The organism is Pelomonas sp. Root405, from assembly GCF_001425165.1.
GTDB lineage: Bacteria > Pseudomonadota > Gammaproteobacteria > Burkholderiales > Burkholderiaceae_C > Pelomonas.
This window is the reverse complement of record NZ_LMDU01000012.1, coordinates 141,098-156,797: the sequence shown is the minus strand read 5'-3', so window position 1 is coordinate 156,797 and position 15,700 is coordinate 141,098. Positions and strand designations below refer to the sequence as shown.

The window sequence follows — 15,700 nt, the reverse complement described above, 5'->3', positions numbered from 1 at the left end:
GATTGACCGCCGTCTGAAATGGCGCGAGTCAAATGACGCGCTTGTCCTACAAGGCCGCCACGGCCTGCCGCAGCCGCTGCGCATACGCCTCGCGCAGGGCCGGCGGTCCAAGGACCTCGACCTGGCCAGCGTGGCGCAGCAAGTCCATCAGCAGCTCGGTGTCATCGACATAAGGCAGGCGCAGGCGCCAGCGGCCGTCGGGCTGGAACTCGCTTTGTTGCGCCGGGTGCCACTCCTCGCGCGACACCCAGGCGGCCGCCTCGGCACTGAAGACGAGTTCGGCCTGGCGCGGCGTGCCGCCGGCAAAGATGCCATAGCCTTGGTCCAGCTCGGCCTCCAGCTCGGCCAGCGACACCGGCTTGGCTGCGGCATCCAGCAGCGTCGCGGCCTCGATGCCGTCCAGCGCAAAGCGCCGGTAGGCGTCGCTGGCATGGCACCAGGCGTCCAAATACCAGGCATGGCGGTGGTGCACGAGGCGTTGCGGCGAAACCTCGCGATCGCTGCCCGCGACATCGCGCTTCTTGCGGTAGCGGATGGCCAGCCGCTTGCGTTTGACGACGGCGCTGCCAACGGTCTCGAAGCTGTCGCTGGCCATGCGCCGGCGCGCCGTGCCGATGAGCTTCACGCGGCGCCTCAGCTCATCGGCCTCGGCCATGTCCACACCCAGCATGCCGGTGATCTTGTCGAACATGGGTTGCAGATGGCGGCCGACGACCCCATTCGCGCCCTGCTCATCCAGCCCCGCCAGCATCTGCTGCATGGTCAGCAAGGCATGCAGCTCGGCCTCGTTGAACCAGACGCCCGGCAGCTCATGCCGGCCGCCACGCGACTGCTGGCCGAAGCGGTAGCCGTTGTCGCTCGCGTCGTACTCGATGGGCGCATCCAGCCGCTCGCGCAAGTAGGCCAGGTCGCGCTTGAGCGTGGCGGGTGATACCTCCAACGCCTCGATCAGCTCGGCAAAGGACACGCAACCGCGGGAGCGGATCAGGTGCTCGATCTTGTAGAAGCGTTCGGTGCGGTCCATGGCAGTGTGCGGAGCTGAAAATATTCACAGTGTTTTTCGCGCTGGATCATCTCATGAGCCACCTGGCTCAGAGACTGCTTGCAAGGCCCGCAACCACGGCGTGCCTCTCACTCCCAGGAGCTCGACATGCAAGCCGTTCTCAATACCCAGATCGCCACCCGCCCCGCCCTGGTCCAGTTCGACCTGGGACTGATCGACGCCCCCGCCGCCATCAGCGCGCATGAGCGCACCGGCCTGGCCCTGGGCCGTGACTACGCACTGCATGGCCTGACCCCGCCCATCGCCCACCTCTACCCGCAATCGCCGCTGCAGCGCGGCTGGCTGGCTGCCCGCGGGCGCCCGGTGCGTACGCCCGCCAGCACGCAGGTCGAACAATGGCTGGCGCTGCGCACCCATGCCTGGGCACGAGGCCGCAGCTTCGAGGACATCCAGCTGACGCCGCATCACCTGGCCCAGCTCGACACCACGCACTGCCCCATCACCCGCGACCTGTTGGACGACAGCAGCCGCAGCGTCGACCGCGTGCGTGATGACGCCGGCTATGCGGCCGGCAACCTGGCGGTCATGAGCCAGCGCGCCAACCGGGCCAAGGGTCAGCGGGGTCACCAAGCCCTGGCCGACATGGCTGCCAGCTGCGCTGCCGGTCCCATCACGCGCATCGGCGGCCTGACCGAGGCCGACTGGGAGCGCCTGGCCGTGCTCAGCAGCTTCGTCACGCCGCTCAGCCACGAAGACGCGGCGCAGATTCCGCTGCGCGTGCTGCCGCCCAACCGGCTGCGTCTTTTCAACCCCGTCCAGGCCCTGCAAGCCCTCATCACCCGCCAGCTGGCCACGCCTGGGTGGAGCGCCCGCCTGAGCCGCCTCGAAGCCCTGTTGCCGACCGATGCCCTGCGCACCGACTTCAACCGCTTCCTGCTCGCGCTGGCGCCGCGCGTGCTGGCTGCCAACGAGCTGCAGGAGCCGCACCAGATCCGCTGGGCACTCGAAGACGCCTGGGCCCTGCCGCTGGTGCTCAAGCGCTGGACGCGCTTTGCGCTCCAGCTGACGCCCGAGCAGGCCGAGAGCCTGGTCGAACGCGCGGCGGCCAAGAAGCTCTGCCCCGTGCATATCCAGCGCCACGACGACGCAACCGACGGCTGGGCGCTGGCCACAGCGGGATACGCGGCCTGAGCACCCGCGATCACGGGGGGATGGCGCCGGCGATGACCCGGATTCATGGGGCAGTCATCGAGGCCGGCCAGAGTGCACCTCGCTCCGTCATTCCACTGGAACCAAGCCCATGACCAAAAACCTGCTCGCGCTGGCCATCGCTGCGCTCACCCTGCCCTCCCACGCCGCGCTCACCTCGGCCGGCGACCTGATGTTCACGTCCTTCAACGCCGACGAAGACGGCTTCGCGATGGTGGCCCTTGCCGATATCGACGCCAACACCAAGGTCTGGTTCACCGACAACGAGTGGACAGGCTCGGCCTTGAACACCGGCGAGAGCTATTCGTCCTGGCTGTCCGGCGCGGGCACCATCGCTGCCGGCACCGTGATCCGCTTCAGCAAGGTCGACAGCGCCACGCTCTTGGCGGCCTCCGTCGGCACCTTCAGCCGTGCGAGCGTGTCCGGCAGCAGCAACTGGGGCATCAGCACCTCGGAAGACACTGTCTATGCGTACCTGGGCACCAGCGCTGCGGCGCCCACGCTGTTTTTGAGCGCTGTCACCACGGGCAGCTTCGGCACCGCGTCTGCCGGCTTCCTGACCGGCACGGGCCTCAACGCCAGCAATGGCGCCATCACGCTGAGCGTTGGCTCAGACTATGCCGAATACAACGGCGTCCGCACGGGCCAGACCTCGTTCGACGGCTACAAGAGCCTGGTCAGCAATGCCGCCAACTGGAACGACCTCGGCACCAGCGCCGTCGGCGCCAACCTCGCGCCGAACACGACGGGCTTCGCCGTCAGCGCCGTGCCCGAGCCGCAGACCTACGCGCTGATGCTGAGCGGCCTGCTGGCCGTCGGCTTCATGGCGCGTCGCCGTCGCGGTTGATCACGTCGCCAAGAAACAAAGCGCCCCGAGGGGCGCTTTTTTGCTGGCCGCGGATCGTTCAGACCAACGAGCGATGCAGGCGGATTTCTTCGACGCGCGCACCACCGACTTCCGTCGTGCGCGCACTGCCCAGCTCGCGCTTGAAGCCGGCCAGCTCGAAGAAGCGCAGCGCGCGCTCGTTGCGCAGATAGCACCACAGCGTGGCCTTGGTGCAACCCTCTTCCTGCAGACCGTCGCGCGTGGCGTCCCACAGAGCCAGGCCGACGCCCTTGTCCCAGTGAACCGGGTCCGCGAACATGGCCCAGACCTCGCCGGTGGTGGCGGGCGTGCCCTTGTCGCGGGAGCGGTCGAAGCCGGCGAAGCCCATGATCTTGTTGTCCAAATGGGCAACGATGACCTGGGGCTCGCAGAGGTCGATCGCTTCACGCCAGAAGGCCTGGCGCTTCTGCACGGACATCGCGTCCAGCGCTGCCACAGGCAGCAGGGCCTTGTAGGCGTCCTGGCTGGATGCGACGTGAATCTCGGCGATGGCCTTGGCATCGCGCAGGGTGGCGGGGCGAACCTGGATCACGGACATGGAACTCTTGAGCAATGGCACGGGGGCGAAAGGGCGCGATTGTCCTGGCCCAAGGCCATGAGCTGGGGCCTTGACAGAATTTTTTATGGGCTTCCTGCACACGAACCCGCGATGCGGTGGATGTTGTCCGTGCCATCCCGTTCCAGCTCTGTAACCAACACGCATGGTGTCTGTTCCAACGCGCCGGCCATTCGGGCCGTCATGCCTCGCGTCTTGAGGTGATCGACGAGGCCGCGCCTGAGCCAGCGCAGCGGTGTGCGTTGCAAGTGCGAGAGCAAGCCGTGGTCAACCACCGCATCGCCCAGGTCGAGCGAAAAGCGCCGGCCGATCTCGGCCTGCACCTTGAGCAGCAACTCGGCCGTCACGCGCGCATCCGCCATCGCGCGGTGGGCACGGCCGTTGAAGCGCAAGTCGTGGAATTGCGTCATGGCGCCCAGGCCATGACTCCTGGCCTCGGGCCAGAGCCGGCGCGACAAAAGCACGGTGCAGGCGAACTGATGTGCCGGGTCGGGGACCAGGCCGGCGTGCTGCATCTCGGCCTGCCAGAACCCCCGGTCGAATGCCGCGTTATGCGCCACCAACGGGCAGCCTTGGGTGAAGCGTGCCAGCTCGCGCATGACGCTTGCCGAGTCAGGCGCATCGGTCAGCATCTGGTTGCTGATGCCGGTCAAGGCCTGGATATGTGGCGGCACCCAGGCGCCGCTGTTCATCAAGCTCGCCCAGGCGTCGACGATGACTCCTGCGCGCACCAGCACGGCGGCAATCTCGGTCGCCCTGCCGCCGCTGGTCGGGCCCAGGCCCGTCGTCTCGAAGTCGATGACGGCAATGGTTTCCATCAAGACTTCGGACTCAAGACGTTCTTTGGGGGGTGCTTGATGGCATTCATCGCCAGTTTCCGCTCGACGGCCGCATCCAGGTCCACGCCGCCATGGTCGGCAATCTGTATCAGGTAGAGCAACACGTCCGACAGTTCCTCGCCGAGGTGGCGGCGCTGGTCGTCGCTCAGGGCCAGTGATTGCTCAGGCGTGAGCCACTGGAAGATTTCCAGCAACTCCGCTGCCTCCACCGTCATGGCCATCGCGAGGTTCTTGGGGGTTTGATAGGGCTGCCAATCTCGGTCGGCGGCGAACTGGCGCAGGCGGCTCTGCAGGGTGGAAATGTCCATAGGGAAGTGTCTTATGTATTCCAAACAATCTTCAAGATCTCAAGGTAGTCGTTGTAGTAGAGCGCGGCGCTGGCTGTGGACAAGTTCAAAAACTTCAAGCGGCTCAAGCGCTTGCCTGAGGCACAAGCCTGTGCGCCAGACCCCTGCGCTTGCAGATGCGTTTTGGGTACAACTTGGCCGACGCGCCTCGGCCTGTGGATATCCGCCCGGTTGTCCCGAAACCATCCACAGACTTGCACGCGGCTTTCCACCATGTGTCTTTACGCGCAATGGGGGCAAAAACGAACGACCGTACTAAAAAGCAGCAGCTAGAGTGGCCCTCCCGAATTTGAACGCGTGGCCGCACGACGGCGACGCCCTGGAGACAAGCAATGAACCCCTTATTCACCCGGATCGCCGCCGCCTCGGCGGCGTTGTTGGCCAGCCTGCTGGTGGCGGGTTGCGGCGGTGGTGGTGCCACGGCGGACACGACGCCCAAGTACACCCCCAGCAGCGTGGTGTCCTTCGGCGACAGCTTGAGCGACCAGGGCACGTACAAGGTCGGCACCGTGGTGGCATTGGGCGGTGGTCAGTACACCGTCAATGGCGTCGGTCCGCATTGGCTGGAGCGCATCGCCACGCTCTACGGTCTGCCCAAGCCCTGCCCGGCCCAGCAAGGCCTCGATGGCCTCGCTGCCCAGGGTTTCAGCGTGCCGGTCAAGAACAACGCGGGCTGCCTTGCCTATGGCCAGGGCGGTGCGCGTGTGACCAACCCGGTGGGTCCGGGCAACAAGCTGCTGGGTGGCTCCAATGCCGTGCTGGGCCAGCTCACGGTGCCGGTCGTGACGCAGATGCAGAACCACCTCGCGGCGGCGGGCGGCAGCTACAAGGGCACTGAGCTCGTCTTCGTCTATGCCGGTGGCAACGACGTGTTCATCAACCTCGCCACGCTGCAGGGCACCATCGCCGCCGGCGGCGACCCGACAGCCGCCGCCACCAAGGCCGTGACCGAAATGGGCAAGGCTGGCGCCGAGCTGGCCGGCTACGTGAAGGCGCTGGTCGTGGGCAAGGGCGCCAAGAACGTCGTCGTCATCAACCTGCCCGACGTCAGCCTCACACCGTTTGGCAAGAGCCTGCCCGCAGCCACGCAGGGCCTGATCCTGCAGATGGTCAACACCTTCAACGACCAGCTCAAGACCGGCCTGGCTGGTACCGAACTGGGCTGGGTCGATGCCGCGCAGGGGGTGCGTGACCAGATCGCCGACCCGGCCAAGTTCAGCCTGGCCAATGTCAGCACGCCGGCCTGCGACCTCAGCGCGGCCAAGAACCCGCTCGGCTCCTCGCTGGTCTGCAGCACCAACAACGTCGTTGCCGGCGATGTCAGCCATTACCTGTTCGCCGACAGCGTCCACCCCACCCCCTACGGAAATCAACTGCTGTCGCAGGCGGTGTCCCTTGAACTGGCTCGCAAAGGCTGGCTCTGAGTCTGTGTGACCTTTTCAGGAGAACAACATGAATCTCAAATCCCTGCTCGCAGCCTCACTGCTTCTCGGTACCAGCCTCGTGCACGCGCAGTCGGCCGGCAGCATCGTGGTCTACGGTGGCGCCGCCCAGATCAACCCGCAGGTCGAAAGCGGTGATCTCAGCGCACCCAGCCTGGCCGGCACCAAGATCGACGTGAAGAAAGCCAGCTCCTTCGTCGGTGGCGTCACCTACTACTGGACCGACAACATCAGCATCGACCTGCCCATCGCCGTGCCGTTCAAGCATGACGTCATGGGCGCGGGCGCCATCGAGGGCGTGGGCAAGCTCGGCACCGTCAAGGCCCTGCCCATCACGCTGCTGGCCCAGTACCGATTCGGCGACGCCAACAGCAGCCTGCGTCCCTTCGTCGGCGCGGGTGTGACCTACGGTCGCCTCTTCAAGCCGCGCGCCACGCCGGTGTTGTCGGGACTCACCGGCGGCTCGCCCGCCACCCCCACCACACTGTCCATGAAGAGCCGCATCGGCACGACGATGGAAGTGGGCGCCGCGTACAACGTGACCAAGGACTGGTCTGCCAGCCTGTCGGTCACCAAGACCTTCATCAAGACGACCGGCAGCCTGTCGACGGGGCAGACCATCGAGACCACGCTGGACCCGGTGTCGATCAAGTTCGGGATCGGCTATCGGTTCTGACCTCCATTGGCGCGGGGACCGCACATGAAAAGGGGCGCCTCGGCGCCCTTTTCCATTGATGCTGAGAAGCAGCTGCACACGGTCGATATCTGACGGACGAGTCCTCCTCCGACACGGCATACCGTGGCCTTCAAACAGACTTGTGCATTCTTTCTGCAACCCTCAAGCCATGCGACTCCGCAACCTCGTTCCGCTGACGATCAGCACGCTTGCCCTCAGCGCCTGCAGCCCGTCTGACCCGCCGGTCGAGGCTGCTACCGCACCGCCAGCCAGCGCATCCCAACCCGTCCTGCCGATGGACTGGGGCGGCCGCTGGCTGGGGCCCGAAGGCACCTATCTCGAGGTAAGCGGTGGGCCAGGCACTTACAGCATCACCGTGCGCAACCTCGATGGCCCACGCAGCTTCGACGCCAAGGCTGGCAGCGGCACCCTCGTCTTCGTGCGCGACGGCACGGTCGAAACCATCCGCAGAGGCAACGGCACCGACACCGGCATGAAGTGGCTGGCCGACAAGCGCGATTGCCTCATCGTCAAAGCCGGCGAGGGCTACTGCAGAGGCTGAGCCGCGCGTCCTGCGCGCGGTGTTCATATTCCCCAGCCGGGACGGTGACCGTCGCGGGCGCCGCGGCAAACTCGCGCCTCCTCTTCAATGGAGTTGAGCGATGTTCAAGAGACTGGCCTCCGAGGCGTTGGGCCTCAGCGATATCGGCGTCATCGTGCCCGCCGCCGATTTCAACAAGGTCGATGCCGACGACTACCTGTTCAGCGAGGACGGCGAGAAGATCTTCTTCCTCATCAAGTCCAAGAAGGACGAGTACTGCTTCACCAACCTGGCGCTGGTGCATGTCGACGGCGAATCGGCCGTCTCGTCCAAGCGCGTTATCCGGCGCTATGACTATCTGAGCCACCGCATCAGCGGCGTCACGCTGGAAACCGCCGGCACCATCGACATGGACGTCGAGCTGAAGTTCCGCATCGGCGACAGCCAGGTGTTCAGCATCGACGTGCGCAAGAACTTCATCGAGCAGGTGAAGGACATCTACAAGGCGTTGCACAGCATCGGCAAGCTGCAGGAGCGCGACGACCAGGCGCGCCAGATCGCGATGCAATGCCTCGGCGTGACCGGCCAGATGTTCAAGCTCGGCCAGGAAGTCAACGAAGAGGCGGTCAGCCGCCACTACGTGTCGCTGCTCAACACGGTGAACAACGTCGTGCTCGACAAGCTCAGCCGCAAGGACTACAGCGGCGTGTTCGAGCGCTACATCCAGAACTAACCTGGCCGGCGGGGCGCCATCAATCGAAGATGTCGCTCAGCCAGGACTTCTTGCGGTACTGGCCGCCCTGCCGCTTGCCGAAATCCGAATCGTCGAAGTCGCGGCGGTAGTTGCCCGGGGCAGGCTGAGGCTGCTGTTGCGGCGCGGTGGCCGGGGCGGCAACCGGCTGGTTGCCCGACAGCTGGATCAGCTTGTCGAGTTCGCCCCTGTCGAGCCAGACGCCGCGGCAGCTGGGGCAGTAGTCGATTTCCACGCCTTGCCGGTCGGACATCAGCAGTGTGGATTCGGGGCAGACAGGGCATTTCATGAAGGCACTCCGGACAACTGAGTGGTGCGAGTCTATGCCGCTGAACTCAAGCGATCCCCACCACCTTGTGCATCTGTACCGACAGCCGCCATTGGGGGTGCGCCATGCAGTAGGCCACCGCCGCCCTGGTGTGCTCGCGTTGCAGCACCGAGTCCATCGGCTGCAGGAAGAAGTTCTGGAAGTCCAGGCCGGCGAAGCGTTCTGGCCGGGCCAGCGGCTGAGGGTAGACCAGCTTGAGTTCGTGCCCTGAGGTCAGCACCAGCGGCGCGTCTGCCTTGGGGCTGACGCAGATCCAGTCCAGCCCGGGCGGTGCCGGCTGAGTGCCATTGGTCTCGACCGCGACCTCGAAGCCGCGCGCATGCAGGGCGTCGATCAGCGGCGTGTCGAGCTGCAGCAGCGGTTCGCCGCCGGTGCAGACGACGTAGGGCACCCCGCGGTCATTGGAAGCGGCACCGTCGGCGCCGCGTGGCCAGGCACTGGCAATCGCACCCGCCAGCGCATCGGCCGTCGCGAACTTGCCGCCGCCCTCGCCGTCCGTGCCGACGAAATCCGTGTCGCAGAAGGTGCAGACCGCCGTGGCGCGGTCCTGCTCGCGGCCGGTCCAGAGGTTGCAGCCGGCAAAGCGGCAGAACACGGCCGCGCGGCCCGCCTGGGCGCCTTCACCCTGCAAGGTGTAGAACAGTTCTTTAACGCTGTACGTCATACGGGAATCAGTTCTTCAGAGTCGGCCCGGCTGACGATGGCCCCCGAGCCGCGCGTCTCATACAAGTCCACGCGGTCGATCTGCGGCAAAACGCTGCCGCCCTCGTGCAACACCCACGCCGCGATGCTCGCCGCATCGCCGTCCGGCAGCCCCGCGATCTCATACAGGGGGTGATGGTCCAGCCGCTTGAAGAGCGGGTTGAACAGCGCCTTCACGTCGCCGAAGTCCACCGTCCAGCCCATCACCTGGTCCAGCGGCGCTGCCAGGTGCAGGCGCAGCGTGAACGTGTGGCCGTGAATGCCTGCGAGCGGGTGCCCGTCAGGCGCCTGCCGCAGCCTGACGGCGCTGTCCAGCGTCATCTCCTTCCAGATGCGGTAGGCCTGCCCGTTGAAGTTGGCGCCGCTGGAGCCGGTCTCATAGACCGTCACCCAGCTCAGCTCCGGCAGCACAGGCTTGAGCCGGTCCCACAACCACGCCGAGATGCGCTCGCTGGTCGGGTTGTGCAGGCCGGCGATGTCGTTCAGACAGCGGTAGTTCAGCTCGAAGTGCAGCGGCGCCCAGACCTCGTCGAGGTGGTCGTAGTCCAGGGCCAAGTCACGCTCGCCCAGGTCCGCGTTGGCATGCAGGATGACCTCGAAGCCATGTCCATGCATGCGCCCGCATTGGTGGCCCGGCGGCACATTGGGCAGCTGGTGTGCCGCCTGGAAGCGGTAGCGGCGCCACACATGCGCGTGGCCCGCGCCGTCGAGGTCGACACCGCAGTGCTGCGTGCTCTGCACGCCGACCTGCACGATGCCGGGCACGTCCACCGCCAGCCGGCTGCGAACCCAGCGCGCCAGGTTCTCATCGGTGGGTTCGGGAAGGAAGTCGTTCAGCAGCGCGTGGTCCAGCGGCGCCACCGTGCCGATCATGCGGGCGCGTAGCGCCTCCACCTCGCCGCCGGGGAAGGCCGCCCAGCCGCCCGGCAGCGCCGTGCGCACGGTGGCGAAATAGCTGTGGCCATGCAGGCCATGGCTGCGGTGTGAGGCGGGCAGGGCGGGGATGCGGCAGGCCGACTCGAAGCCGGCCGAGGCGCAATGCAGAACGGAAACAGACATGCACGGATTGTCGCGCCGCAGGCCGACAGGAATGCCGTGCGCCTGCTCACATCTTGGCGATCATCTTGCTGACCGCCGCCGCCTTGATGTCCATCTGCTTGACCGTGCTGTCGATGTGCTTGTGCCCGGCCAGGATCTCCTTGAGCTTGTCGGCAATGGCTTTGTCCTTCACGTAGTCGCGCGTCTCCTGTGCCACCTGCCGCACGATGTTGCCGAGGTTGGTCAGGCCGGCATCGATCATCAGCCGCTCGTCGTCCACCGCGCGCGCCTTGGCGCTGAGCTTGCGCTTGTCTTCCTCGCTGAGCTTGGCGACGTCGAGCGCGATGAACTGGTTGAGCTGCTTGGTGACGTCGGCGATGCTTGCCGCCAGGTTGGTCGCGCCCTGGGGACCGTCCCAAAACATCACCAGCTTGTTCTCCATCGAATCGAGCACCTGCTGGCGGGTCTTGACGGCTTTGGTGACCAGCTTGTCCGCCTCCTGGATGGCGGTCGACAGCGCGGTGTAGTGGTCGCGCAGGCCGCCTTCGGCGCGGCCGGCGCGCACGATCGCCTCGCGCATCGCCCGCATCTCCTTGTCGTATTTGCGGGTCTTGAGCTTGGCTTCCAGGTTGACGATGGGGTCGGCGAGGCGCGTGATCTGCGGTGCCTCGCGGTTCACGAACTTCTCCAGGCCCTCGAAGTTCTTCTTCAGCTCCTCCAGCGCCTGGGCCAGGTCGTCGCGGCCGCCTGGCGAGCCCATCTGGTTGCGCGCCTTGGCGCGTTCCACCAGGTACTTGGCGGTTTCCCCCAACTCGGCAATCTCCTTGATGGCCGCCTCGATGCGCTCGCCCATCTTGGTCAGCAGCCCGATGACCTTGGGCTTGGCCGCCTGGATCTCCTTCCAGGTCTCGGCATCGGCAATCGGGTCGGCCTCGGCGGCCACCAGCTTCTTGCGGTAGACCTCGATGGCCGCCAGGTATTTGTCGCAAGCCAGCTTCGACTCCTTGGCCAGTGAGCCACAGCTCTGCTTGGCCCGGGTCATGGCAGCGGTCAGGCGCTCGCAGGTGTCCTTGGCCACCTCCAGCTCGACCACGTCCTCCATCGCGTCGGGATCCTTGGGGCAATAGCGCACCCAGTCCTCAAGCGCCTTGCCGACGCCCGAGTCCTTCATCGTGATGCCGCGGTGCGCGCCCCACCACTTCTTGGTGAAGGCCGGACTGCCCGGCTTGATCGCGTCGATGTCCTTCTTGTCCATGAGCCGCCTTTCAGTGTCGCGTGGCGCGCGCCAGAGCTTGGTGGACATCTCGCCGCTGCTGGTTCCCGAAAAATTTAGGGGGGCATGTTGACTTGAAGTGGGCTTGAGCTTTTAGGCTGGCGCCATGAACCTTTCCGATCCCGTCGAAGCGCCCGCTGAAGCCGCGCCCACCGACCTCTTCGCGCCCGGCCGCCGCGCCGCCTGCCTGGGCGCCATCGCGCTGATCTCCATGCTGGCCTTCGAGTCCATCGCCGTCGCCACCGCGATGCCGGCCGTGGCCGAGGCGCTGAACGGCCTGCCCTACTACGCGCTGGCCTTCGGTGCGACGCTGGCGACCTCGGTGCTCGGCATGACGGCCGCCGGCCAGCTCTGCGACAAACGCGGGCCCTACCGCGCGGCGCTGGCGGGCCTCGCGGCGTTCATGGCCGGGCTGCTGCTGGCGGGCTTCGCCACGGCCATGCCGGCCCTCGTGCTGGGCCGCGCACTGCAGGGCCTTGGAACCGGCATGCTGGGCGTCACGCTGTACGTCGGTGTCGGCCGGGTCGTGCCGCAGGCGCTGCACCCCAAGATGTTCGCGATGTTCGCGGGCGCCTGGGTGGTGCCCGGGCTGGTGGGCCCGGCGCTGGCGGCCTTCCTCGTGCAGGCGCTGGGCTGGCGTTCGGTCTTTCTCGCCGTGGCGCTGGCCGTTCCGGTGGCGGCGTTGATGATCCTGCCGGCGCTCAGGCGCGTCGGCGCGGGCAGCGGCGAGGAGCTGCGCTGGGGCGCCATGCGCTGGGCGTTGCTGGCGAGCGCCGGCGCACTGACCCTGCACGGCGCCAGCCAGCTGACCGGGGTGCGCGCGGCGCTGCTGTTTGCGGCGGGCTTCGTGGCCGCGGGCTTCGCTGCCCGCGTGCTTCTGCCGGTGGGCACGCTGAGGGCAGCGCACGGGCTGCCGACGGTCATCCTGCTGCGCGGCCTCATCGCCGCCACGTTCGCCAGCGCCGAGGCCTTCCTGCCGCTGCTGCTGACCCAGCACTTCGACTGGAGCCTGACCCAGGCCGGCATCGCGCTCAGCGCCGGCGCCGTAACCTGGAGCATTGGCAGCGCGCTGCAGGCGCGTGTGCAAAGCCCGGCGTCCCGGCGGCGCCTGCTGCCTGGCGGCTTCGGGCTGACGGCGGCGGGCCTGCTGGTCGTCATCGCGCCACTGTTGTTCGCATGGCCCGCGCTGGTCGTCTTCATCGGCTGGTCGGTCGTCGGCCTGGGCATCGGCCTGTCGTTCCCGATGCTGTCAGTGCTGCTGCTCAAGCTGTCGCCTCCCGCCAGCCAAGGCAGCAACACCTCCTCGCTGCAGCTCAGCGACGCGCTGACCAGCAGCGCCGCACTCGCGCTCGCCGGCTTGCTCTTCAATCCCGCCACGCGCCAAGTTTTGCCCGTGCTGCTGATGGCATTGGCGCTGGTGACGGCGGCTGCGCTGCTCGCCCCGCGGGCGCAGGCCGGCGAGTCCTGAGAACAGGCACCACTGCGCCGCCTCGTTGGAGAGCGGCAGGCGGTGCGGCGCCGCTACTTCGTGATCTCGGGGAACGGGGCCGGCTCGGTTGCCTGCCATTCCGGCTCGCTGGGCGCGGAATCGACCTTGCGCGCCACCAGCCGCGCACATTGGCGCAGGCAGGCCAGCGCACTTTGCTGCAGGTCGGGTCGCGACGATTCGCTGAAGCAGCAGACCGTGCCGTAGATGCGGCCGTCCGGCAACACGACCGGGGTGCTCAGGTGCGTGCCGACCAGGAACTTCAGATGCGGCAAGTCGCCGCTCGCGGTGTAGGGCGCGGTGTCGTTGACCAGCTCGGGCAGGCGGCCTTCGACGACGCGCTGGCAGTAGCTCTCCTCCAGCGGCGCCACGTCGCCCGTCTGCGGCCCCCGGGGCACCGAGCCGTCCACAAAGCGAAAGACGCGCTCGCGGCCAATGAACTCGGACACGAACACCACATCCATGCGCAGTTGCTTGCGCAGCAGCAGCAGCACGTCGGTGATGCGGCGGTCCAGCTCGTGGTCATAGCTGTCGGCGGTGGCCACCAGCAGCTCGGAAATCTGGACCTCCAGCGCCTGCTGATCCAGCGGGTCGACATAAGACATGCGGCAACTCTCCCTGATGGTGCGTCACCGCATCATCGACGCGAGGTGTGGCCGGCGTCGAGTAACCGACGGTGAGGCCGTGACTTCAGCGCACGGGCAGTAGGCGCCCGCGCAGAGCCATGCAGGAGCCACGGCCGCTGTCATGGATGCTGGCTCTTCGCGGGCGATGCGCCGCCGTCGCGTCCGCCCGACGATGCCGGCCAGTCCACCCCTTCTGCCGGAGCCCAGCATGTCTTCACGTTCCAACGCCCGCCTCGCGCCGACAGTGCTGCTCGCCCTGGCCGCCTTCTGGCTGCTGGCCGACACCCCACGGGCCCAGGGCCTGCAGCAGCGCCGCCTCGTGCTCGACGTCGAGCTGCAACGCCAGGGCCCCGTGCAGGCCGGTGCCGACCGCGGCGAACAGACGCTCAGTCAGCGCTGGCAGCTCAGCGCGCTGCTGCAGAGCGACGGCACGCCCATCCCTTACAACCCGCTGGACCCCGACGACCAGCGGCGCCAGCTGCAGGCCACGCAATCTGCCCAGCGCATGGCCAGCGAGGTGCCAGTGGCGCCGCCGCCCGGCGTAGCCGCCATGCAGGCCAGGGCCCAGGCATTGATGGCCCGCTGCGGCCAGGACAGCGCCTGCCTGATGCGCGAGGCGTCAGCGTTGACGGCCGCCACGATGCCAACGTCCACACAGGGCCGGCTACAGGCCTATGGCAATGCTGCCGCGGCCTGCGAACGCCAGCCCGCCGGCAAGCCGCGCAAGGCCTGCCGCGCCGATGCCCGCCGCGCGGCCGGTGGCGGTGTCGATGCGCCGCAGGACAGCGGCGCGGCGACGCCCTATCTCCTCTTCACCGGCCCCATGTCATGCGGCCTGCAGCTGACTGCGAAGCTCGACGAGCGCGTGCGCGGCAGCTTCAACGACGTGCAGGGCGTCGTGACCTACACGGAGAGCGCGCAGGGCAGCGAGACCCGCCGCGACGATCTGCCCTGCCCGACGTTGCAGGCCGTGCTCGATACGCGCAATGGTCGGGTCTGGACGGCGCTGGCCCTGGTACCGCAGGACGTGCTGGGCGTGCGCACCCGCGAGGAGGCCAACCGGCGCCCACAGCGCCACGAGGGCCGCATCGGCCTGCAATGGCGTGAAGCGCAGCCATGGTTGCTGCAGCGCCTCGTGCAGCTCAGTGCCGAAGGCCAGGACCAGGCGCGCCTGCCGGTGGGCACCGGCCAAGCGGAGATCAAGCTGAAGTGGAGCTTCCGGCCGTCCTGAAAGCCGTCAAACGTTCGGCGGCAGCCTCAAGTCGCTGACACGGCGGCCGCGCTTGCTGGCAGCGCTGCGCAGGTGCACCAGCGACTCCACGCGCTTGAGCAGCTCGCGGTCGTTCCAGGGCTTCTTGAAGATGCCGTAGACGCCCTCGATCTGGCCGACCCGGCCATGCAGTTCGTCGTGGCCGGTGATGGCGATGACGGGCAGGTCTTCGGTGGCCAGGCTGCCGTGCACGTCGGCGATGAGCTCGAAGCCATCCTTGTTGGGCATTTCGAGGTCCGTGATCAGCACGGCGATCTCGGGCTTCTCCTCCAGCTGCGCCATCGCCTCGTTGCCGTCGTTGACCTGCACGACGACGAAGCCGGCGCCTTCCAGCAGCCGCTTGAGCTTGGTGCGCACGACTGCCGAGTCGTCGGCGATCAGCACGGTGGGAGGGCCTTCCGGGATGACAGGCGCGGGCGCGGCGGGCGGCTGCATCGGCGTGGGTGCCGTGACGAAGGCGCTGGCCATCGAGGGGCCGGCACCGGCCGAGCCGGGCAGCGGCGGCAGCACGACCGGCGCGGTGGCGCGCGGCAGGCCGCGCGGTGGCAGGGGCGGCGGCGTGTACTCCCGCGTCGGCCGGTAGTCGTCACGCTTGAAGGCGGCGATGAGCACGATGATGGCCAGCGGTATCGCGATCAGCACCGGCATCAAGTAGGCGCCCAGCAACTCCTGCAACTCGTGAAACATCTCTCCATCCCCGGGGTATCTGACCGGTCAGCCTACCACC

General features: G+C 67.4%; 18 protein-coding genes. 8 read left to right on the top strand and 10 right to left on the bottom strand.

Features of this window, described 5'->3' with window-relative positions; translation table 11 throughout:
• Positions 1 to 46 precede the first annotated feature (46 nt).
• Positions 47 to 1,024, bottom strand: coding sequence for a YafY family protein (locus tag ASC81_RS13545; RefSeq protein ID WP_056267938.1), 978 nt, complete (start codon positions 1,022 to 1,024; stop codon positions 47 to 49).
• A gap of 126 nt (positions 1,025 to 1,150) precedes the next feature.
• Here ASC81_RS13545 and ASC81_RS13540 point away from each other — a divergent pair, with 126 nt between their 5' ends.
• Together ASC81_RS13540 and ASC81_RS13535 are read left to right on the top strand one after the other, a co-directional pair.
• The gene (locus ASC81_RS13540; RefSeq protein ID WP_056267935.1) at positions 1,151 to 2,194 is read left to right on the top strand and encodes a hypothetical protein; all 1,044 of its coding nucleotides are present in this window, start codon (positions 1,151 to 1,153) and stop codon (positions 2,192 to 2,194) included.
• 109 nt (positions 2,195 to 2,303) lie between these two features.
• The gene (locus ASC81_RS13535; protein ID WP_056267933.1) at positions 2,304 to 3,059 is read left to right on the top strand and encodes a PEP-CTERM sorting domain-containing protein; all 756 of its coding nucleotides are present in this window, start codon (positions 2,304 to 2,306) and stop codon (positions 3,057 to 3,059) included.
• Positions 3,060 to 3,117: 58 nt separating this feature from the next.
• Here the strand turns inward: ASC81_RS13535 and ASC81_RS13530 are convergent, their stop codons facing one another.
• The 3 genes from ASC81_RS13530 to ASC81_RS13520 all read right to left on the bottom strand — a co-directional run bounded on the left by ASC81_RS13530 (position 3,118) and on the right by ASC81_RS13520 (position 4,801).
• The gene (locus tag ASC81_RS13530; protein WP_056267930.1) at positions 3,118 to 3,636 is read right to left on the bottom strand and encodes a GNAT family N-acetyltransferase; all 519 of its coding nucleotides are present in this window, start codon (positions 3,634 to 3,636) and stop codon (positions 3,118 to 3,120) included.
• 83 nt (positions 3,637 to 3,719) lie between these two features.
• Positions 3,720 to 4,472, bottom strand: a complete 753-nt coding sequence (locus tag ASC81_RS13525; RefSeq protein ID WP_082536507.1) for a PolC-type DNA polymerase III — start codon at positions 4,470 to 4,472, stop codon at positions 3,720 to 3,722.
• Positions 4,472 to 4,801, bottom strand: a complete 330-nt coding sequence (locus ASC81_RS13520; protein ID WP_056267927.1) for a nucleotide pyrophosphohydrolase — start codon at positions 4,799 to 4,801, stop codon at positions 4,472 to 4,474. The genes ASC81_RS13525 and ASC81_RS13520 overlap by 1 nt, the downstream gene beginning before the upstream one ends.
• Positions 4,802 to 5,172: 371 nt before the next feature.
• On the opposite strand from ASC81_RS13520, the gene ASC81_RS13515 reads away from it, so the two are divergent.
• The 4 genes from ASC81_RS13515 (at position 5,173) to ASC81_RS13500 (ending at position 8,232) form a co-directional block, all read left to right on the top strand.
• On the top strand, positions 5,173 to 6,264 hold the full coding sequence (locus ASC81_RS13515; RefSeq protein ID WP_082536506.1) for an SGNH/GDSL hydrolase family protein: 1,092 nt from the start codon (positions 5,173 to 5,175) through the stop codon (positions 6,262 to 6,264).
• Between the two features lie 28 nt (positions 6,265 to 6,292).
• Positions 6,293 to 6,958, top strand: a complete 666-nt coding sequence (locus ASC81_RS13510; RefSeq protein WP_056267920.1) for an OmpW family protein — start codon at positions 6,293 to 6,295, stop codon at positions 6,956 to 6,958.
• Between the two features lie 169 nt (positions 6,959 to 7,127).
• Entirely contained in the window at positions 7,128 to 7,520 is a 393-nt protein-coding gene (locus ASC81_RS13505; protein ID WP_156392095.1) for a hypothetical protein, read from the top strand.
• 100 nt (positions 7,521 to 7,620) lie between these two features.
• Entirely contained in the window at positions 7,621 to 8,232 is a 612-nt protein-coding gene (locus tag ASC81_RS13500) for a PH domain-containing protein (protein WP_056267919.1), read from the top strand.
• 19 nt (positions 8,233 to 8,251) lie between these two features.
• On the opposite strand, the gene ASC81_RS13495 is transcribed toward ASC81_RS13500, so the two are convergent.
• Genes ASC81_RS13495 through ASC81_RS13480 form a run of 4 tightly spaced genes read right to left on the bottom strand, consistent with a single transcriptional unit; the run spans position 8,252 to position 11,573 of the window.
• On the bottom strand, positions 8,252 to 8,539 hold the full coding sequence (locus tag ASC81_RS13495) for a zf-TFIIB domain-containing protein (protein ID WP_056267917.1): 288 nt from the start codon (positions 8,537 to 8,539) through the stop codon (positions 8,252 to 8,254).
• A gap of 46 nt (positions 8,540 to 8,585) precedes the next feature.
• Positions 8,586 to 9,242: a 7-carboxy-7-deazaguanine synthase gene (gene queE / locus ASC81_RS13490; RefSeq protein ID WP_056267914.1), complete on the bottom strand. Its 657-nt coding sequence runs from the start codon at positions 9,240 to 9,242 to the stop codon at positions 8,586 to 8,588.
• Complete coding sequence (locus ASC81_RS13485; protein ID WP_056267912.1) at positions 9,239 to 10,339, bottom strand: 6-carboxytetrahydropterin synthase; 1,101 nt, start codon at positions 10,337 to 10,339, stop codon at positions 9,239 to 9,241. The genes queE and ASC81_RS13485 overlap by 4 nt, the downstream gene beginning before the upstream one ends.
• Positions 10,340 to 10,385: 46 nt before the next feature.
• Positions 10,386 to 11,573, bottom strand: coding sequence for a hypothetical protein (locus ASC81_RS13480; RefSeq protein WP_056267909.1), 1,188 nt, complete (start codon positions 11,571 to 11,573; stop codon positions 10,386 to 10,388).
• Between the two features lie 124 nt (positions 11,574 to 11,697).
• Here ASC81_RS13480 and ASC81_RS13475 point away from each other — a divergent pair, with 124 nt between their 5' ends.
• Positions 11,698 to 13,059, top strand: coding sequence for an MFS transporter (locus ASC81_RS13475; RefSeq protein WP_056267906.1), 1,362 nt, complete (start codon positions 11,698 to 11,700; stop codon positions 13,057 to 13,059).
• A gap of 53 nt (positions 13,060 to 13,112) precedes the next feature.
• On the opposite strand, the gene ASC81_RS13470 is transcribed toward ASC81_RS13475, so the two are convergent.
• Positions 13,113 to 13,682, bottom strand: coding sequence for a GAF domain-containing protein (locus ASC81_RS13470; RefSeq protein ID WP_056267903.1), 570 nt, complete (start codon positions 13,680 to 13,682; stop codon positions 13,113 to 13,115).
• Between the two features lie 229 nt (positions 13,683 to 13,911).
• Between ASC81_RS13470 and ASC81_RS13465 the strand changes: the two genes are divergently transcribed.
• Positions 13,912 to 14,934, top strand: coding sequence for a hypothetical protein (locus tag ASC81_RS13465; protein ID WP_156392093.1), 1,023 nt, complete (start codon positions 13,912 to 13,914; stop codon positions 14,932 to 14,934).
• Positions 14,935 to 14,940: 6 nt separating this feature from the next.
• Here ASC81_RS13465 and ASC81_RS13460 read toward each other — a convergent pair whose 3' ends face one another.
• Positions 14,941 to 15,660 carry a PleD family two-component system response regulator gene (locus tag ASC81_RS13460; RefSeq protein WP_056267898.1) on the bottom strand — a complete coding sequence of 240 codons (720 nt, stop codon included), beginning with the start codon at positions 15,658 to 15,660 and terminating at the stop codon, positions 14,941 to 14,943.
• Between the last annotated feature and the right edge of the window lie 40 nt (positions 15,661 to 15,700).

What these genes read in the sequence shown, in the direction of transcription:
- ASC81_RS13525 (WP_082536507.1), bottom strand. Translation starts at nt 4,472, where the DNA reads ATGGAAACCATTGCCGTCATCGACTTCGAGACGACGGGCCTGGGCCCG.
- ASC81_RS13460 (WP_056267898.1), bottom strand. Translation starts at nt 15,660, where the DNA reads ATGTTTCACGAGTTGCAGGAGTTGCTGGGCGCCTACTTGATGCCGGTG.
- ASC81_RS13480 (WP_056267909.1), bottom strand. Translation starts at nt 11,573, where the DNA reads ATGGACAAGAAGGACATCGACGCGATCAAGCCGGGCAGTCCGGCCTTC.
- ASC81_RS13485 (WP_056267912.1), bottom strand. Translation starts at nt 10,339, where the DNA reads ATGTCTGTTTCCGTTCTGCATTGCGCCTCGGCCGGCTTCGAGTCGGCC.
- ASC81_RS13545 (WP_056267938.1), bottom strand. Translation starts at nt 1,024, where the DNA reads ATGGACCGCACCGAACGCTTCTACAAGATCGAGCACCTGATCCGCTCC.
- ASC81_RS13505 (WP_156392095.1), top strand. Translation starts at nt 7,128, where the DNA reads ATGCGACTCCGCAACCTCGTTCCGCTGACGATCAGCACGCTTGCCCTC.
- ASC81_RS13500 (WP_056267919.1), top strand. Translation starts at nt 7,621, where the DNA reads ATGTTCAAGAGACTGGCCTCCGAGGCGTTGGGCCTCAGCGATATCGGC.
- ASC81_RS13520 (WP_056267927.1), bottom strand. Translation starts at nt 4,801, where the DNA reads ATGGACATTTCCACCCTGCAGAGCCGCCTGCGCCAGTTCGCCGCCGAC.
- queE (WP_056267914.1), bottom strand. Translation starts at nt 9,242, where the DNA reads ATGACGTACAGCGTTAAAGAACTGTTCTACACCTTGCAGGGTGAAGGC.
- ASC81_RS13495 (WP_056267917.1), bottom strand. Translation starts at nt 8,539, where the DNA reads ATGAAATGCCCTGTCTGCCCCGAATCCACACTGCTGATGTCCGACCGG.
- ASC81_RS13515 (WP_082536506.1), top strand. Translation starts at nt 5,173, where the DNA reads ATGAACCCCTTATTCACCCGGATCGCCGCCGCCTCGGCGGCGTTGTTG.
- ASC81_RS13530 (WP_056267930.1), bottom strand. Translation starts at nt 3,636, where the DNA reads ATGTCCGTGATCCAGGTTCGCCCCGCCACCCTGCGCGATGCCAAGGCC.
- ASC81_RS13535 (WP_056267933.1), top strand. Translation starts at nt 2,304, where the DNA reads ATGACCAAAAACCTGCTCGCGCTGGCCATCGCTGCGCTCACCCTGCCC.
- ASC81_RS13470 (WP_056267903.1), bottom strand. Translation starts at nt 13,682, where the DNA reads ATGTCTTATGTCGACCCGCTGGATCAGCAGGCGCTGGAGGTCCAGATT.
- ASC81_RS13540 (WP_056267935.1), top strand. Translation starts at nt 1,151, where the DNA reads ATGCAAGCCGTTCTCAATACCCAGATCGCCACCCGCCCCGCCCTGGTC.
- ASC81_RS13465 (WP_156392093.1), top strand. Translation starts at nt 13,912, where the DNA reads ATGTCTTCACGTTCCAACGCCCGCCTCGCGCCGACAGTGCTGCTCGCC.
- ASC81_RS13475 (WP_056267906.1), top strand. Translation starts at nt 11,698, where the DNA reads ATGAACCTTTCCGATCCCGTCGAAGCGCCCGCTGAAGCCGCGCCCACC.
- ASC81_RS13510 (WP_056267920.1), top strand. Translation starts at nt 6,293, where the DNA reads ATGAATCTCAAATCCCTGCTCGCAGCCTCACTGCTTCTCGGTACCAGC.